Annotated in this window: 15 protein-coding genes and 1 pseudogene; 9 read left to right on the plus strand and 7 right to left on the minus strand. The window is 54.8% G+C overall.

Going from position 1 to position 15118, the window contains the following annotated elements; genetic code table 11:
- Positions 1–81: 81 nt before the first annotated feature.
- The 4 genes from surE to WLO31_RS06180 all read left to right on the plus strand — a co-directional run bounded on the left by surE (position 82) and on the right by WLO31_RS06180 (position 5386).
- Positions 82–972 carry a 5'/3'-nucleotidase SurE gene (gene surE / locus WLO31_RS06165; RefSeq protein WP_435929615.1) on the plus strand — a complete coding sequence of 297 codons (891 nt, stop codon included), beginning with the start codon at positions 82–84 and terminating at the stop codon, positions 970–972.
- Between the two features lie 162 nt (positions 973–1134).
- A complete protein-coding gene (gene bglG, locus WLO31_RS06170; RefSeq protein WP_435929616.1) occupies positions 1135–1974 on the plus strand; it encodes a transcriptional antiterminator BglG in 840 nt (279 codons plus the stop codon).
- 133 nt (positions 1975–2107) lie between these two features.
- Positions 2108–3982: a PTS beta-glucoside transporter subunit IIABC gene (gene bglF, locus WLO31_RS06175; RefSeq protein WP_435929617.1), complete on the plus strand. Its 1875-nt coding sequence runs from the start codon at positions 2108–2110 to the stop codon at positions 3980–3982.
- The gene (locus WLO31_RS06180; RefSeq protein WP_435929618.1) at positions 3983–5386 is read left to right on the plus strand and encodes a glycoside hydrolase family 1 protein; all 1404 of its coding nucleotides are present in this window, start codon (positions 3983–3985) and stop codon (positions 5384–5386) included.
- A gap of 330 nt (positions 5387–5716) precedes the next feature.
- Here WLO31_RS06180 and WLO31_RS06185 read toward each other — a convergent pair whose 3' ends face one another.
- Complete coding sequence (locus WLO31_RS06185; protein ID WP_435929619.1) at positions 5717–6631, minus strand: LysR family transcriptional regulator; 915 nt, start codon at positions 6629–6631, stop codon at positions 5717–5719.
- A 78-nt stretch (positions 6632–6709) separates the two neighbouring features.
- Here WLO31_RS06185 and WLO31_RS06190 point away from each other — a divergent pair, with 78 nt between their 5' ends.
- Positions 6710–7666: an MBL fold metallo-hydrolase gene (locus WLO31_RS06190; RefSeq protein WP_435929620.1), complete on the plus strand. Its 957-nt coding sequence runs from the start codon at positions 6710–6712 to the stop codon at positions 7664–7666.
- 61 nt (positions 7667–7727) lie between these two features.
- Here WLO31_RS06190 and yohP read toward each other — a convergent pair whose 3' ends face one another.
- The 3 genes and pseudogenes from yohP to WLO31_RS06205 form a co-directional block, all read right to left on the minus strand.
- A complete protein-coding gene (gene yohP, locus WLO31_RS06195; RefSeq protein WP_072009412.1) occupies positions 7728–7811 on the minus strand; it encodes a small membrane protein YohP in 84 nt (27 codons plus the stop codon).
- A gap of 119 nt (positions 7812–7930) precedes the next feature.
- Positions 7931–8047, minus strand: a pseudogene (locus WLO31_RS06200) (SAM-dependent methyltransferase); the annotation flags it as partial.
- Between the two features lie 16 nt (positions 8048–8063).
- Positions 8064–8531, minus strand: coding sequence for a DUF1348 family protein (locus WLO31_RS06205; RefSeq protein WP_435929621.1), 468 nt, complete (start codon positions 8529–8531; stop codon positions 8064–8066).
- Positions 8532–8637: 106 nt separating this feature from the next.
- Between WLO31_RS06205 and WLO31_RS06210 the strand changes: the two genes are divergently transcribed.
- Positions 8638–9195, plus strand: a complete 558-nt coding sequence (locus tag WLO31_RS06210) for a TetR/AcrR family transcriptional regulator (protein WP_435929622.1) — start codon at positions 8638–8640, stop codon at positions 9193–9195.
- Between the two features lie 128 nt (positions 9196–9323).
- Positions 9324–10097, plus strand: a complete 774-nt coding sequence (locus tag WLO31_RS06215) for an SDR family oxidoreductase (protein WP_435929623.1) — start codon at positions 9324–9326, stop codon at positions 10095–10097.
- Here the strand turns inward: WLO31_RS06215 and WLO31_RS06220 are convergent.
- On the minus strand, positions 10094–10663 hold the full coding sequence (locus WLO31_RS06220; protein WP_435929624.1) for a DedA family protein: 570 nt from the start codon (positions 10661–10663) through the stop codon (positions 10094–10096). The two genes, WLO31_RS06215 and WLO31_RS06220, sit on opposite strands and share 4 nt — an antisense overlap.
- 167 nt (positions 10664–10830) lie before the next feature.
- Between WLO31_RS06220 and WLO31_RS06225 the strand changes: the two genes are divergently transcribed.
- Both WLO31_RS06225 and pbpG read left to right on the plus strand, forming a co-directional pair.
- Positions 10831–11418, plus strand: a complete 588-nt coding sequence (locus WLO31_RS06225; protein WP_435929625.1) for a Yip1 family protein — start codon at positions 10831–10833, stop codon at positions 11416–11418.
- Positions 11419–11549: 131 nt separating this feature from the next.
- Positions 11550–12491 (plus strand): D-alanyl-D-alanine endopeptidase, encoded by a 942-nt coding sequence (gene pbpG / locus WLO31_RS06230; protein ID WP_435929626.1) that lies wholly within the window; start codon positions 11550–11552, stop codon positions 12489–12491.
- 49 nt (positions 12492–12540) lie between these two features.
- On the opposite strand, the gene WLO31_RS06235 is transcribed toward pbpG, so the two are convergent.
- Both WLO31_RS06235 and dld read right to left on the minus strand, forming a co-directional pair.
- Positions 12541–13092 carry an N-acetyltransferase family protein gene (locus WLO31_RS06235; RefSeq protein ID WP_435929627.1) on the minus strand — a complete coding sequence of 184 codons (552 nt, stop codon included), beginning with the start codon at positions 13090–13092 and terminating at the stop codon, positions 12541–12543.
- Between the two features lie 117 nt (positions 13093–13209).
- Positions 13210–14955: a D-lactate dehydrogenase gene (gene dld, locus WLO31_RS06240; protein WP_435929628.1), complete on the minus strand. Its 1746-nt coding sequence runs from the start codon at positions 14953–14955 to the stop codon at positions 13210–13212.
- Positions 14956–15118 lie beyond the last annotated feature (163 nt).

A 15118-nucleotide genomic window follows, 5' to 3' on the forward strand; every position in this document is an offset into this window, starting at 1 on the left:
AGCTAAAGGCACAGGTGCGGCGGTAAACGTGGAATATAAATTTAATTAGTTCCGATCTCTTATTAACAGGGAGTCGAAATAATGCAAAAGCAACTCACCCTGGCGCTGGTTGCGCTATTAACCGCAGGCGGAGCCCAGGCGGCGGAACGGGCAATGCGAATCCTGCTGGTCAACGACGACGGCTGCGAATCCGTGGGCACCACCTCCCTGCAGGATAAGCTCACAGCAAAAGGCTACGATGTGTGGATGGTGGCGCCGGCAACAAACCAAAGCGGTATCGGATCGGCGATAACCTTTAAGCCGAATAAGATTTTTGAGGTGAAAAAGGTCGCTGAAAAACGCTACTGCTTCCCGGGCACGCCCGCGGATTCCGTTGATTTCGGCCTGCTCGGCATCCTTAAAGAGCAGCCTGTGGATCTGGTTATCTCCGGCGTAAACGACGGCCCAAATACCGGCGTGGCGCAGCTTAATTCCGGCACTATTGGCGCGGCAGCGCGTGCGGTCCGCTACGGTTATCCGGCGATAGCCGCCAGCATCGGCTACATCCTTAGCGAAGAAGAGATGCAGGCAGGCTGGCCTTCTACCCACAAATACTGGGCTGATTCCGTTGACTATGTAGCGGGCCTGGTCGATACGCTGGCGAAGAACTGGCGGCCGGGAAAGGCGGTGTTGCCTGCCGGATCGGGGTTAAGTATTAACTACCCTCCGCTGGCAAAAAACGATATTCACGGCATGAAGTTTGTTGAAAACGAGCGCAACCCTGTTCCACAGCACTACTACAAAATCCTGCCGAACGGTAATGCCCAGCAAATCATGAGCGAGAAAGTGCTGACGCCGGTGGACACGGATACCGACACGGGCTGGTTAAACAGAGGTTATATTACGTGGACGATTTTTGACGGCGAGTGGAATGCATCACAGTTTGAGGAGCAGTATCGCCAGCTATTTGCCGGACGTTCCGCGCTCAAATAGTCCATTGAGGAAGAGAGCACCGTCACGCTTTCTATCCTGGTGGCTTGAATGATATAGCTTTTATGGTAAGTTCATTTAGTTGGATTGTTACTGCCTATGGCAGGCAAAACCTGATTTTCTGGCCCTGGCCGGAAGTCAGGTTTTTTTGTTTCTGGGGTAGCCATGAAAATCGCCAAAATATTAAACAACAACGTAGTGGTGATTCTGGACGAGCAACGGCGCGAACAGGTGGTAATGGGACGTGGGCTGGGCTTTCAGAAACACGTCGGAGATACGCTGGACCGGGATAAGATCGAAAAAGTTTTCGCCCTGCAAAGCGATGAGCTGGTGGCGCGCTTAAGCGAGTTGCTTAACCAAATTCCGCTGGAGGTCATGACCACCTGCGATCGCATTATCGACCTCTCGCGCCAGCGTTTGGGCAAGCTGCAGGAGAGCCTGTACGTTTCGCTGACGGACCACTGCCACTTTGCCATAGAGCGGCAAAAGAAAGGGGTGGCTATCCGCAACGTGCTGCTGTGGGAAATCAGGCGCCTTTATCCAAAAGAGTTTTTGCTGGGGCAGGAGGCGCTGGACATTATCGAAAAGCGTCTTGGCGTGCGGCTGGCGGAGGATGAAGCAGGTTTTATCGCGCTGCACCTTGTCACCGCCCAGCTTAATAGCGAAATGCCCGAAGTGATGCATGTGACACGCGTGATGCAGGAGATTCTGCAGATCGTTAAGTATCAGCTTACGCTTGAGTATGACGAAGAGAGCCTGAGCTATCAGCGCTTCGTCACCCATTTGAAGTTTTTCGCCCAGCGGATGCTGAGCCGTAACGTAGTGGCAGATGATGATGCGACGCTGCACGCGGCGGTGAAAGATAACTATCCGCACGCCTGGCGCTGCGCTGAAAAGATTAACCGGCATCTGGTCGTTGAATATCAGCGCGAGCTGACCACAGAAGAAATTATGTTCCTCGCCATTCACATCGAGCGAGTGCGTAAAGAAAGCCGCAAGGCTTAATAAAAACGGATTGTTACTGCTTCGGCAGGCAAAACCTGAGCGCTGGCTTCCCCCGTGGGGAGGCTGGCCTCAGGTTTTTTGCATTTTACTCAGCCGCACATCGTCTGTAGGCGATAAGTGAAAGGAAGGAACTATGGAGTATCAAGACCTTGCGAAGGTTATTCTGGCCCGGGTAGGCGGGCGTGAGAATATAGTGAGCCTGGTGCATTGCGCCACCCGGCTGCGGTTCAAACTAAAAGATCGGACGCGCGCGGATGCAGAGGAGCTTAAAAAACACCCCGGCGTGATTATGGTGGTGGAAAGCGGCGGGCAATTCCAGGTTGTGATAGGCAACCACGTCAACGACGTTTACAACGCGGTGTGTACTGAGGCAGGAATCGTTGAAGATGTTTCAGTGCCGCATGAGGCGGCTGAAAAAGTTAATCTGATAAGCCGCCTGATAGATATCGTATCGGCGATTTTCACCCCGTTTCTGGGCGTCATGGCCGCATCCGGTATTCTCAAAGGGATGCTGGCGCTTGCGGTGGTCTGCGGTTGGCTGGCGACGGAAAGCGGAACTTACAAGCTGTGGTTCGTCGCAAGCGACGGGCTGTTTTACTTCTTTCCGCTGGTGCTGGGCTACACGGCGGGCAAAAAATTCGGCGGCAGCCCGTTCGTCACTATGGCTATTGGCGGCGCGCTGACGCATCCGGTTGTGCTGCAGGCCTTTGACGCGAGCGGTCAGGCGGGAGCGGCCACCGAGTATTTCCTTGGCATCCCTGTCACCTTTATTAATTACAGCGCTTCGGTTATTCCGATAATTTTTGCCGCATGGGTAAGCTGCTGGCTTGAAAAGCGCTTCAATAAGCTCCTGCCTTCCGCCGTGCGTAATTTCTTTACGCCGCTGTTTTGCCTGGTCATCACCGTTCCGCTGACGTTTTTGCTGATCGGCCCGGCGGCAACGTGGCTCAGCCAGATGCTGGCGCACGGCTATCAGGCTATTTATGCTCTGGCGCCGTGGCTTGCGGGCGGGTTTATGGGCGCCGTCTGGCAGGTGTGCGTCATCTTTGGTCTGCACTGGGGGCTGGTGCCGCTGATGATCAATAATCTGAGCGTGCTCGGTCACGATACGATGGTGCCCTTGCTGCTGCCCGCCGTCATGGGGCAGGTGGGGGCAACGCTGGGTATCATGCTGCGGGCGCGCGATAAGAAGCTTAAGGTGCTGGCAGGTTCGGCGTTCACCGCCGGGATCTTCGGGATCACTGAGCCCGCAGTCTACGGCGTGACGCTGCCAAATCGTCGTCCCTTTATCTTTGGCTGCGTAGCGGGCGCGCTGGGCGGCGTGATTATCGGCTATTGCCAGACCAGCGTTTATTCATTCGGCATGGCCAGCGTTTTCTCCTTTGCTCAGATAATCCCGCCGGGCGGGCTGGATATGAGATTCTGGGGCGCAATTATTGGCACGGGGCTGGCTTTTTCCCTCGCCTGTGCGATGACTTTTATCGCAGGAATGCCGCGTAATGAAGGGAGTGAACGCCAGGCGGCGACTCCAGCGGGCGAAGATGCGATTCTGGCTCCGTTGAGCGGAACCGTTCTGGCAATGGATCAGGTTCCGGACTCCACCTTTGCCAGCGGGCTGTTGGGGCAGGGAGCCGCGATCGTACCGCTCAGTAATCAGCTTATCGCCCCGTTCCATGGGGAGGTCTCCTCGCTGTTTCAGACGCGCCACGCCATCGGCCTGCTGAGCGATAGCGGCATTGAATTATTGATTCATATTGGCATCGATACGGTAAAACTGGATGGCCAATACTTCACCGCCCATGTGAAGCCGGGGGACAAAATTAAGCCGGGCGACCTGCTTATCGAGTTTGACCGCCGGGCGATTCTGGAGGCGGGATACGACCTCGCAACGCCTGTGATCGTCAGCAACAGCGATGATTACGCAGCGGTTGAGCGCATAACGGCTAACCATACCATTGATTCAGGCACGCCGTTTCTTACGGTGCGCCGTTCAGCAAAGGAGAAGTAGATGAAAGCATTTCCTGAGACGTTTCTGTGGGGCGGCGCGATTGCCGCAAATCAGGTAGAGGGCGCGTGGCAAGAGGGCGGAAAGGGCGTCTCCACGTCCGATGTTCAACCGCATGGCGTATTTGGCGAAGTCGCCGAGCGTAAGCCGGGTGATTTCGGCATCAAAGACGTTGCCATCGATTTTTACCATCGCTATCCGGAAGATATCGCGCTGTTTGCCGAAATGGGGTTCAGCTGCCTGCGCGTTTCCGTTGCCTGGGCGCGAATCTTCCCGCAGGGAGATGAACAAGAGCCGAACGAGGCGGGGCTTGCGTATTACGACAGCCTGTTTGACGAGCTGGCGAAACACAACATCACGCCGATGGTGACGCTTTCCCACTACGAAATGCCGTGGGAGCTGGTTAAAAATTACGGCGGCTGGGGCAACCGCGAGCTGATCGTTTTCTTTGAGCGCTATGCCCGTTCGGTGTTCACGCGCTTTAAAAACAAAGTGAAGCTGTGGCTGACTTTTAACGAAATCAATATGTCTCTTCACGCGCCGATGACCGGCGTTGGCCTGCCGGAAGAGAGTTCAAAAACCGAGATTTACCAGGCGATCCATCATCAGCTGGTGGCAAGCGCGCTGGCGGTGGAGGCCTGCCACGAGATAATTCCCGACGCGCGCATCGGCAATATGTTGCTGGGCGGCCTGATGTATCCGTTGACCTGTAAGCCGGAGGACGTGCTCAAAACGCTGCAGGAAAACCGCAGCTGGCTGTTCTTTGGCGACGTGCAGTGCCGCGGCGAATATCCGGGCTATATGCTGCGCTACTTCCACGACAACGGCATCGAAGTGGACATCACCGAAAGCGATCGCCAGGCGCTGAAAACCACCGTCGATTTTATCTCGTTTAGCTACTATTTGACCGGCTGCGTCACCGCCGATGAAGAGCTGAACGAGAAGGCGCGCGGCAATATTCTGAGCATGGTGCCGAACCCGCATCTGGCAAGCTCCGAATGGGGCTGGCAGATTGACCCGGTTGGCCTGCGCATCCTGCTTAACGAGCTGTGGGATCGCTATCAGAAGCCGCTGTTTATCGTAGAGAACGGGCTTGGCGCGAAAGACAAGCTGGAGGCGGACGGCACGGTGCACGACGACTACCGCATCAGCTATCTTAACGACCATTTAGTGCAGGTGGGCGAAGCCATTGAAGACGGCGTGAACGTGCTTGGCTATACCTGCTGGGGGCCAATAGATCTGGTGAGCGCGTCAAAAGCGGAGCTGTCCAAGCGTTACGGCTTTATCTACGTTGACCGCGACGACCAGGGCAACGGCACGCTTGCGCGCTCACGCAAGAAAAGCTTCCACTGGTACAAAGAGGTTATTGCCACCAACGGCGGCAGCCTGAAGGTCCAGGCCGAATAAGGCTGCGCTATATGACTTTGTGGTGGATAACGCTCACGCTTATCCATCCTGGGTTTATTGCTCTGTAGGTCGGATAAGCTTGCGCTATACGACTTTGTGGTGGATAACGCCGACGCTTATCCACCTTGGGTTTATTGTTCTGTAGGCCGAATAAGGCTGCGCTATACGACTTTGTGGTGGATAACGCTCACGCTTATCCACGCTGGGTTTTATTGCTCTGTAGGTCGGATAAGCCTGCGCTATATGACTTTGTGTTGGATAACGCTCACGCTTATCCACGCTGGGTTTTATTGCTCTGTAGGTCGGATAAGCTTGCGCCATCCGACATGGTTATTGAATCAAACGCTTAATAAAACCACGCACCCACATCAGCGCCGCATCGCTGTTATGGCGCTGATGCCATAATAAAGCCACCTCAAACGGGGCCACATCGAGCGGTACCGGGCTGCTTTGTAAGCCCCATGTCTTCTGCCAGTTTTCACTCAGCCCCTGCGGCACGGTAGCCAGCGCGGGCATTTGCATCAGCAGGCCAGGCAGGGCGGCGAAATGCGGCGTGGTGTAACAAATCTCTCGCCTGTGGCCAAGTTTTGCCAGCAGCGTGTCGATATGGCTGCTGGTAGCTTCCCGATAGCTCACCAGCACGTGCTGCTGTGCGGCGTAAGCCTCAGGAGTTAAAGGGGCTTCAGGCTGAAGCTGGGAAGGATGCCAGAGGGTAACAAACCCCATCGGCGTGAGAATTTCTCGCTCCATCCAGCGTGCGGACTGGCTCGCCACGCTAATCGCCATATCCAGATCGCCGCCTTCCAGACGTTGTGCGTCGGTGAACGGGTCGCTTGCCACCACGTTCAGACGCACGCCCGGCGCTTCTGCACGCAGGGCGGGCACCAGAAGCGGCATCAGCCACATTTCTACCCAATCCGTCATGCCGAGAGTGACGGTGGTCTTCGCGTTGGCCGGATTAAACTCCGCCTGCTGAAAAAGAGCGCTTTGCAGCTGCTCCAGCAGCGGCATCAGTTCGGTGTGTAATTCAGTAGCGCGGGCGGTGGGCTGCATGCGGTGGCCGCTGCGAATAAACAGCGGATCGTCGAACATTTCCCGCAGGCGCGCCAGCGAACCGCTCACCGCAGGCTGGCCGAGATGGAGCTTATCCGCCGCCAGCGAAACGCTCTGCTCGCGAAACAGCACCGCAAAGGCGATCAATAAGTTAAGGTCGATTTTGCGGAAATCATTCTCTTTGATAGTCATTATTTCTCCAATCAATTGGAGTGATAATAAAGCCCTGGCGATACTGTCCGCAAGCGCAAACCACTTGCTGAGGACAAGATGAAAATTCCACTGACAATTTTAGCCCTGATGGCCGGCGGCGCCCTTGCCACCAGCGTGCCTGCAAAACCGCTGCCGATTAGCCAGCAGCAGGCTCCCGGCTACTATCGCATGATGCTGGGAGAGTGGCAGATTACCGCCGTGTCCGACGGCACCGTGGTGGTGCCGCTCGATAAGCTGCTGACCAATATCTCTCCACAAAAGCTCCGGCAGCGTATGGCGGCAGACAATATGACGCCAGCGGCAGAAACCTCCATCAACACCTTTGTGATTAATACCGGCAAGCAGGTGATTCTGGTGGATACCGGCGCAGGAGCGCTGTTTGGCGAGGCAGGCGGGCATTTACTGGCTAACCTGCGTGCGGCTGGTTTCCCGCCAGAAAGTATCGATTTGGTTCTGCTTACGCACATTCACGGCGATCATTCCGGCGGCGTGGAACACAGCGGTAAACCTGCGTTTCCGAATGCCACGGTGCTCGTGGAACAAAAAGATGTGGACTGGTGGCTAAACCCGGCCAATATCAACAAGGTTGAAGACAGCCAGCGTCACACTTTTGCCGACTCTGAGAAAACCATGCGCCCGGTTATCGACGCGGGTAAGCTGCAGACGTTCCATGCCCCGACGGAAATCATTCCGGGCATCGAAGCCATTTCCGCCGCAGGACATACGCCGGGTAGCGTCATATATCGCGTCAGCAACGGCGGACAAACCATGTTGCTATGGGGCGATATTATTCATGCGAAAGCGGTGCAGATGCCGGATCCGGACGTGGCGATTCATTTCGATGTGGATCGGAAGCAGGCGGTAGCAAACCGGGAACGCGTGCTTAAAGAAGCGGCGCAGGAAGGCGTTTGGATCGCTGCGGCGCATATTTCATTTCCGGGCATTGGGCATGTTCAGAAGGAGGGGGACGGATACCGTTGGGTGCCGGTAAATTACAGCGCTAAAGCGCAATAACGCTATCAACGGCAGCGGATTAAAGCAGGGCGGGTAAGCGTTGCGCCACCCGCCACAACGATCAGAATATCATTTTGAATACGCCGGTAACGACCAGTAAACCAATTATAAAGATGATGAGAACTGCCCATAAAATAATTTTCATTAATGCTCCCTATTTTTCGCTGATGTTCAGTCAGTATAGGCAAGGATGCGCGAAGCGGGGGAAGTTGCCTCTCCAGAAACGGAATTTTTAGAGAATAAAAGGGCTGGAAATCAGGGAGATTAGCTTCTACGGGCGGCCAGCAGGAAGATCGCCGGGCGTTCTTTTTCTTCAGCAAGCGCCGGGTTTTGGGCGTTTTGTTCGGCGCCCGGTCCCCACTCGTCGAGTTTTTCAATAATAAGGATGGTGGCAGTTTCAGAAACCAAAGCTGCTTAGTTCAGGATGATCGTCCGGGCGTCGGCCCAGCGGCCAGAAGAAGGCGCGTTGCTCAGGTTTAATCGGGCAATCATTAATGCAGGCGTGACGGTTTACCATCAAACCCTGCTCGTTGAACGCCCAGTTTTCATTACCGAAGCTGCGGTACCAGTTGCCTGAATCGTCGTGCCATTCATAGGCGAAACGTACCGCGATACGGTTGCCGTCAAACGCCCACAGCTCCTTGATGAGCCGGTACTCCAGTTCGCGCTGCCATTTGCGCTGCAGAAAATCTGTTACCGCTTCTCTGCCTTCAACAAATTCTGCCCGGTTACGCCAGTGTGTATCTATGGAATAAACCTGTGATACGCGCTCGGGGTCGCGGCTGTTCCAGGCATCTTCTGCGAGGCGGACTTTTTCGCGTGCGGTTTCGCGGGTAAACGGCGGGACAGGGATTCTGACAGACATGGCGCTCTCCGGATGTTGGTAGACAAGGCTGTCTACACCACTATCCTGAAGCATGTAGACAGATTTGTCTACATGCGGCATGATTGGCCTCCAGCCAGGAGGAACCATGCCCGTCACGCAATTAAATGCTCACGATCGAATTTTGCACACCGCCCACAACCTCTTCTATCGCGACGGTATTCGTGCCACAGGGATCGATAAAATCATCAGGGAAGCGGGCGTGACAAAAGTGACCTTCTATCGCCACTTTCCGGCGAAGGACGCTTTGATTTGTGCTTTCCTGCACTATCGCCACGAACGCTGGATCGGCTGGTTCCGCACTACGCTTGCCCGGGAAATTACGCTGCGCCATAGTTTGGCCGCGGCCCTTTGCGCCACGCTGGATGAGTGGTTCCGCAGCGACTCATTTCGGGGCTGCGCATTTATTAATACCGCGGTGGAGCTGGCGGATGCCTTGCCCGCAAGCCTTGCTCTTGCTCAAAGCCACAAGCAGGAAATGACCGCCGTCCTGGCGGCGTATCTGCCGGAAGATGAAGCCGGACGCCGACAGGCAGCGATAATCGCAATGGGGATTGACGGCGCCATTGTTAAGGCCCAGCGTGAGGCTCAGCCGGAGGAAGCTATAAACGTATTGCGTGATTATCTTGAGCTGCTGTCGATTTAAGCGGTGGATTTACAGATTTATTTCCTCGTCATAAGTGAAAGCTTTTAGGCTAAGCGCTGGCCGTCGGCTAATTGTTTCCCACCTCCTATACTTAGTTTTCTGCTCTTAAACTTGTCCGGGAGGTGGTGATGAGTACGGCTAATAAAGTAGTTATCGTAACGGCGTCGGATTCCGGCATCGGCAAAAAATGCGCGCTGATGCTCGCTGAGCAGGGTTACGACGTTGGGATCACCTGGCACTCCGATGAGAAGGGCGCGGAAGAAACTGCGCGGGAAGTGCGTGGCCTGGGGCGGCGCGCTGAAACGGCTCATCTTGATTTAGGAAATTTACCTGACGGGGCGGCCGGCATTGACGAGCTGATAAGCCGCTTCGGAAGAATCGATGCCCTGGTGAACAACGCTGGCGCAATGAGTAAAAACCCTTTCCTGGAGGTCACGCTGGACGAATGGCGCAAACTGTTTACCGTTGACGTGGACGGCGCGTTTTTGTGCTCGCAAAAAGCGGCGCGCGCTATGGTTGCGCAAGGAAGCGGAGGACGGATTGTGAATATCACCTCCGTTCATGAACATACGCCGTTGCCTGAAGCCTGCGCCTATACTGCGGCAAAACACGCGCTGGGCGGGCTGACCAAATCAATGGCGATGGAGCTGGTGCACCATAATATTCTGGTGAATGCCGTCGCGCCCGGCGCTATCGCCACTCCGATGAACAACATGAAAGAGGGAGAAGGTAAATATACCGATCTGCCGGAAGTCCCGCTTGGCCGGTTTGGCGAGACGGAAGAGATAGCAAGCCTCGTTGGCTGGCTGTGTTCAGACAGCGCCAGCTATACCACCGGGCAGTCATTTATCGTTGACGGGGGTTTTATGCTGGCCAATCCCCAGTTCAAGCCCAAAAGCTAGTCCCGATCTTTGCCCTCGCGGCGTTTAAACCAGTAGCGGGCAAGCCAGACCAGGACAACGACGATAACCAGCCAAATCCAGCGCTTAATGTGCTGGTCGAGGCTGTGCAGCCACGGGCTTATCACCTCGCCCCCTACATAACCCAGCGAGGTGAACAGGGTGGCCCAAATCAGCGCGCCTGCGATATTAAGCGGCAAAAATATTTTCGGCGGCAGGCGGCTGGCGCCGATTAATATCGGCCCGATAATGCGAAAGCCGTACATAAAGCGCGTGCCGATCACAAACAGCCAGGGATGACGGTTGATAAGTTTCTGGGCTTTAGCGATTTTTTTCTGATGTTTGCTAAAGCGTGCAAGCAGCGAATCGCCAAAGCGTCGCCCGGTCAGATAAAGCAGCTGGTCGCCGATCATGCCGCCCAGCGCCACGGAAACCACTACCAGAGAGAATTTCAGCAGCCCCTGGTGCGCTGCCACCCCACCAAGTAGCGTGATCGTTTCTCCTTCCGCCATGCTGCCCAGTACCAGCGCCGCATAGCCGTAATGCTCAATTAAGCTGTTGATATCCATCAGACTCAGCGTTTCTCCTTATGGTTAATACCTTTAAAGCATACAACCCCACGGCTCGCGCGCAGCTAAACGAGGCAGATAAATTAGCGTGATTAAAAAATAATCTAAGGCTGTGCATTATAATTAGGGTGCTGCTTACACTTTGGAGCGCTATGACAGGAGGCCCTATGAACCATGTCTGGGGATTGCTATCCCATCCTAATCGTGAAATGCAGGAAATTAAGCGCGAGAACGAAACGGTCTCGCATCACTACACGCATCATGTTTTGCTTATGGCGGCCATCCCGGTTATTTGCGCCTTTATCGGCACCACGCAAATCGGCTGGAATTTTGGCGATGGCACCTTCGTTCAGCTCTCACTGCTTACCGGTCTGTTTCTCGGCGTGCTGTTCTATGCGCTGATGCTGGCTGGCGTGGCCGTAATGGGCCGCGTTATCTGGTGGATGGCAAGAAATTATCCGCATCGTCCGTCGCTTGCCCGGTGCATGGTATTTGCCGGTTACGTGGCGACTCCCCTGTTCTTAAGCGGCGTGGTAGCGCTCTATCCGCTGGTCTGGCTTTGTGTTGCGGTGGGCGCGGCGGCGCTGGTCTACACGGGCTATCTGCTTTACGTGGGTATTCCTGACTTCCTGAATATTAATAGTGAGGAAGGGATGAGCTTTTCCAGCTCCACGCTCGCCATCGGCGTTCTGGTGCTGGAAGTGCTGCTGGCGCTGGCCGTCATCCTGTGGGGTTACGGATACCGCCTGTTTTGACATCAGGTTACGATTCTCCAGTAGCCGTTTCCCGGGGCGTCAGAGTATTATGCTGGCGCCTCGCTTATTTCATTCTCTGAATATGAGTGGTGGCAAACATCACATTCCAGAATAATTACAGAAGCGTCACCATGCCGACAAAAATCCGTCTATCACTGTTCAGCCTTGCGCTGATGGTAACCGTGCCTCTGGCACCGCAGGCCCTTGCGAGCAAGACCGTTACGCCCGCCAGCAGCGGGCAAGAGATCGCTTCTGGCAGCGCCATGATTGTCGATCTGCAAACCAATAAGGTGTTGTACTCCAGCCATCCGGATCTGGTGCGTCCGATCGCTTCCATCACCAAACTAATGACCGCAATGGTGGTGCTGGATGCGCATTTACCGATGGATGAGATGCTAAGCGTGGACATCAGCCATACGCCGGAGATGAAAGGTATTTACTCCCGCGTGCGCCTGAACAGTAAAATCAGCCGTAAAAATATGCTGCTGCTGGCGCTGATGTCTTCGGAAAACCGTGCCGCGGCAAGCCTCGCGCATCACTATCCCGGCGGTTATGACGCGTTTATTCGTGCGATGAACGCGAAGGCAAAATCCCTTGGCATGAACCACACCCGCTATGTGGAGCCAACGGGGTTATCGACAGATAACGTTTCCACCGCGCGCGATCTCACCAACCTGCTGATTGCCTCGAAACAGTATCCGCTGCTTGGCCAGCTGAGCACCACCAAAGAGGACATGGCGACCTTCAGTAATCCGCCCTATACGCTGCCGTTCCGCAATACCAACCATCTGGTATATCGCAATAACTGGAATATTCAGCTAACGAAAACCGGCTTTACCAATAACGCCGGGCATTGCCTGGTGATGCGCACCGTGATTAATCATCATCCGGTGTCGCTGGTGGTGCTGGATGCGTTCGGTAAATACACCCACTTCGCGGATGCTAACCGCCTGCGATCTTTCCTGGAAACCGGGAAAATAACGCCTGTGCCGTCCTCCGCCCTGAGCTATAAAAAACAAAAAGCGGCGCAGATGGCGAGCAATGCTGCTGCTGGTGACGCGCAGGAAGATTGAGCTATATCTTTTGCAGGTCGGGTAAGCGTAAGCGTCGCCCGAGAATAACTCAGGGGGCGCTCCAGTCCCCTGCGTTAAGCGGACGCTGCATAATCAACGTATCCCGCCAGTCGCCGAGCTTGAATCCCACGCTGCGTAAATTTCCCACGATTTCAAAGCCGAATTGCTTATGCAGGCGGCAAGAACCGCTGTTTTTTTCTCCGTCGCCGATGATGGCGATCATTTGTCGCCACGGGCCTTCTTCGCAGCGGGTAATCAGCGCGTTCAGCAGCTCGCTGCCGATCCCGCGGCCGGTCATGCTGGCATCGATATAAACAGAATCTTCAATGGTAAAGCGATACGCGGGGCGGGGACGATAAACGGTGGCGTAGCAATATCCCACCACTATCCCGTCGTAATGCCCGACCAGCCACGGCAGTCCCTGTTCGCGAACGTGGTGTAAACGCTCTCGCATTTGTAATTCAGTCGGGGGCATTTCTTCAAAAGAGCCGCGGCCGTGGAGGACATGCCATTCATAAATGGCGGTAATAGCAGGAATATCGTCGAGCGTAGCTTCACGAACATCTAGTCGCGCGAACGGTAATGTTTCGACCACTGACATTTTCGAACCTCTGCGCCAGGAGACGGGCGGGAAAGGGATTTCCCGCCCTTATTGTTCGCTAATTTAGTCCTAAAAATGGACGAAAAATAGTCCTTTTCTGATGGTTGACGGGGTGTTTTAGTGATGATTGTGCTGGTCTGTATGGCTGCAAACGCTCTCATCCCACCACTTATGCTTGGTGGTCTTGCCAATCCCCGGGTTCATGCTGTTTGTTGGGTCATTTGCCTTATAAAATCGTTTTAATGTTTCCGGCGCTTCGTATAAATGGCCGACGTTATGCTCTGCCGGATACTGCGCGCCACGTAAACGAAGCAATTCAAGCATTTGCTCTTTAAGCGCATGCGCGTCCACGCCCTTTTTCACAATGTAATCCTGATGGAAAACGTGGCACATAAAGTGGCCGTAATAGAGGCTGTGGCTAATCTGGCTGCTGATTTCCGGCGGCAGCTGTTCGAACCACTCCCGATCGTTACGGCGCAGCGCGATATCCAGCGCCAGTATATCCTCCACTTCATCAGCGTGAACGGCGTGGTAACGCACGGCAGCGCCCGCAGCGGCAAAGCGGTGCAGGAAAGCTTTGGCGCCTTCTTCAGGCGTGCAGGCAAAGAATGCGCCTTCCGCCTGCTGGAAATAGCTCTCAAGCCAGGCACGTGCTTCCTCAATGCCTTCCCCGGACATTTTCAGCAGCAGATGATGTTCATATTTATCGCGCCAGGATTTCATACGCGGCGGAAGGTGGCGCGGGAAGAGGGCGTTAAAGCGCTGTAATGCGCGGTCGGTGAAGTGCGGTTTAATAAAGGGGACTTTCTCCAGCGCCGCGTCCACGCGTCCCTTCATGGTGAAAAAGAACGGCATTTTGTCGGTGCCGAGCTTGTCGATCATCATAAAGGTATCTTTGCCGTAGACCTCGGCGATATCGTAGATATCACGATGCATATATTCGCCCGCAACCGGCAGGTTCTTAAAATTCGCCAGAATATGACGGCGGATCTCGGTCAGCACTTCAGGCTTATTGGTGCCGATGTAAAACACTTCATTTTGCTTTTCAGCGACGAACGTATCGAGGCGGACGGCGAACACCGCAAGTTTGCCCGCGCAGCCGGAAGCTTCAAACAGGCGGCTTGGATCGGCGTTAAAACGCGATGGCGTCTCGGCATCAACATCGCGCACGCGCCCGGCATAATCGTGGTCTGAAGCCTGACGGTTATCGTGCAGGATATCTTCCGGCTTAATGCGCTCGTCGTCGAGTTTGCTCAGGATTTGCTCGGGCGTGGCGCCCAGTTCGATACCCAGATGGTTAACCAGCGTCAGCTTGCCTTGTTCATCAATACGGGCAAAAAGCGCCATTTCGGTGTAAGCCGGGCCGCGCTGCACCAGCGAACCGCCGGAGTTATTGCAGATCCCGCCAATCACCGATGCGCCGATACAGGAAGAGCCAATGACCGAATGAGGTTCACGTCCCAGCGGTTTAAGCGCCTTTTCAAGCTGATACAGCGTGCTGCCGGGGAAAGCCAGCACCTGTTTGCCGTTATCCAGCAGCTGTAATTTGTCGAGACGCAGGGTGCTGATAATGACGATATCGCGATCGTAATCATTGCCGTTTGGCGTGGAGCCCTCGGTCAGGCCGGTGTTGGCGGCCTGCATCAGAATAATTTTATCGGCGGCCACGCAGGCGCTCAGCACGCGCCACAGTTCGATAAGCGAGCCGGGAAATACCACGGCCAGAGCCTCGCCCTGGCCGGAGCGGAAACCTTTGCGGTAGCGCGCGGTTTTTGCCGCGTCTGTCAGAACGTGACGGCTGCCAAGCAGGCGGTTCAATTCATTTATAAACATTTGCTTATCAGAATGCACAGATAAGGGCATGGTCCCACTCCTTGTGATGGCACAAAAATTCTCGTTTTCAATGATAGCCGCAAAAGGCTTATCAATACTCTGAAATGTTCGAAAAATCAGCGTTTAACACCGTGGCCGATCTTCTTACCCGCGTAACGATGTGGCACACTGCTCCTCTTATCATAACCTGCTG

Source organism: Dryocola sharpae (assembly GCF_051307055.1).
In the GTDB taxonomy this organism is placed as follows: domain Bacteria; phylum Pseudomonadota; class Gammaproteobacteria; order Enterobacterales; family Enterobacteriaceae; genus Dryocola.

What these genes read in the sequence shown, in the direction of transcription:
- WLO31_RS06205 (WP_435929621.1), bottom strand. Translation starts at nt 8,531, where the DNA reads ATGTCTGTCAGAATCCCTGTCCCGCCGTTTACCCGCGAAACCGCACGC.
- WLO31_RS06225 (WP_435929625.1), top strand. Translation starts at nt 10,831, where the DNA reads ATGAACCATGTCTGGGGATTGCTATCCCATCCTAATCGTGAAATGCAG.
- surE (WP_435929615.1), top strand. Translation starts at nt 82, where the DNA reads ATGCAAAAGCAACTCACCCTGGCGCTGGTTGCGCTATTAACCGCAGGC.
- WLO31_RS06190 (WP_435929620.1), top strand. Translation starts at nt 6,710, where the DNA reads ATGAAAATTCCACTGACAATTTTAGCCCTGATGGCCGGCGGCGCCCTT.
- bglF (WP_435929617.1), top strand. Translation starts at nt 2,108, where the DNA reads ATGGAGTATCAAGACCTTGCGAAGGTTATTCTGGCCCGGGTAGGCGGG.
- pbpG (WP_435929626.1), top strand. Translation starts at nt 11,550, where the DNA reads ATGCCGACAAAAATCCGTCTATCACTGTTCAGCCTTGCGCTGATGGTA.
- yohP (WP_072009412.1), bottom strand. Translation starts at nt 7,811, where the DNA reads ATGAAAATTATTTTATGGGCAGTTCTCATCATCTTTATAATTGGTTTA.
- WLO31_RS06185 (WP_435929619.1), bottom strand. Translation starts at nt 6,631, where the DNA reads ATGACTATCAAAGAGAATGATTTCCGCAAAATCGACCTTAACTTATTG.
- WLO31_RS06235 (WP_435929627.1), bottom strand. Translation starts at nt 13,092, where the DNA reads ATGTCAGTGGTCGAAACATTACCGTTCGCGCGACTAGATGTTCGTGAA.
- WLO31_RS06210 (WP_435929622.1), top strand. Translation starts at nt 8,638, where the DNA reads ATGCCCGTCACGCAATTAAATGCTCACGATCGAATTTTGCACACCGCC.
- bglG (WP_435929616.1), top strand. Translation starts at nt 1,135, where the DNA reads ATGAAAATCGCCAAAATATTAAACAACAACGTAGTGGTGATTCTGGAC.
- dld (WP_435929628.1), bottom strand. Translation starts at nt 14,955, where the DNA reads ATGCCCTTATCTGTGCATTCTGATAAGCAAATGTTTATAAATGAATTG.
- WLO31_RS06180 (WP_435929618.1), top strand. Translation starts at nt 3,983, where the DNA reads ATGAAAGCATTTCCTGAGACGTTTCTGTGGGGCGGCGCGATTGCCGCA.
- WLO31_RS06220 (WP_435929624.1), bottom strand. Translation starts at nt 10,663, where the DNA reads ATGGATATCAACAGCTTAATTGAGCATTACGGCTATGCGGCGCTGGTA.
- WLO31_RS06215 (WP_435929623.1), top strand. Translation starts at nt 9,324, where the DNA reads ATGAGTACGGCTAATAAAGTAGTTATCGTAACGGCGTCGGATTCCGGC.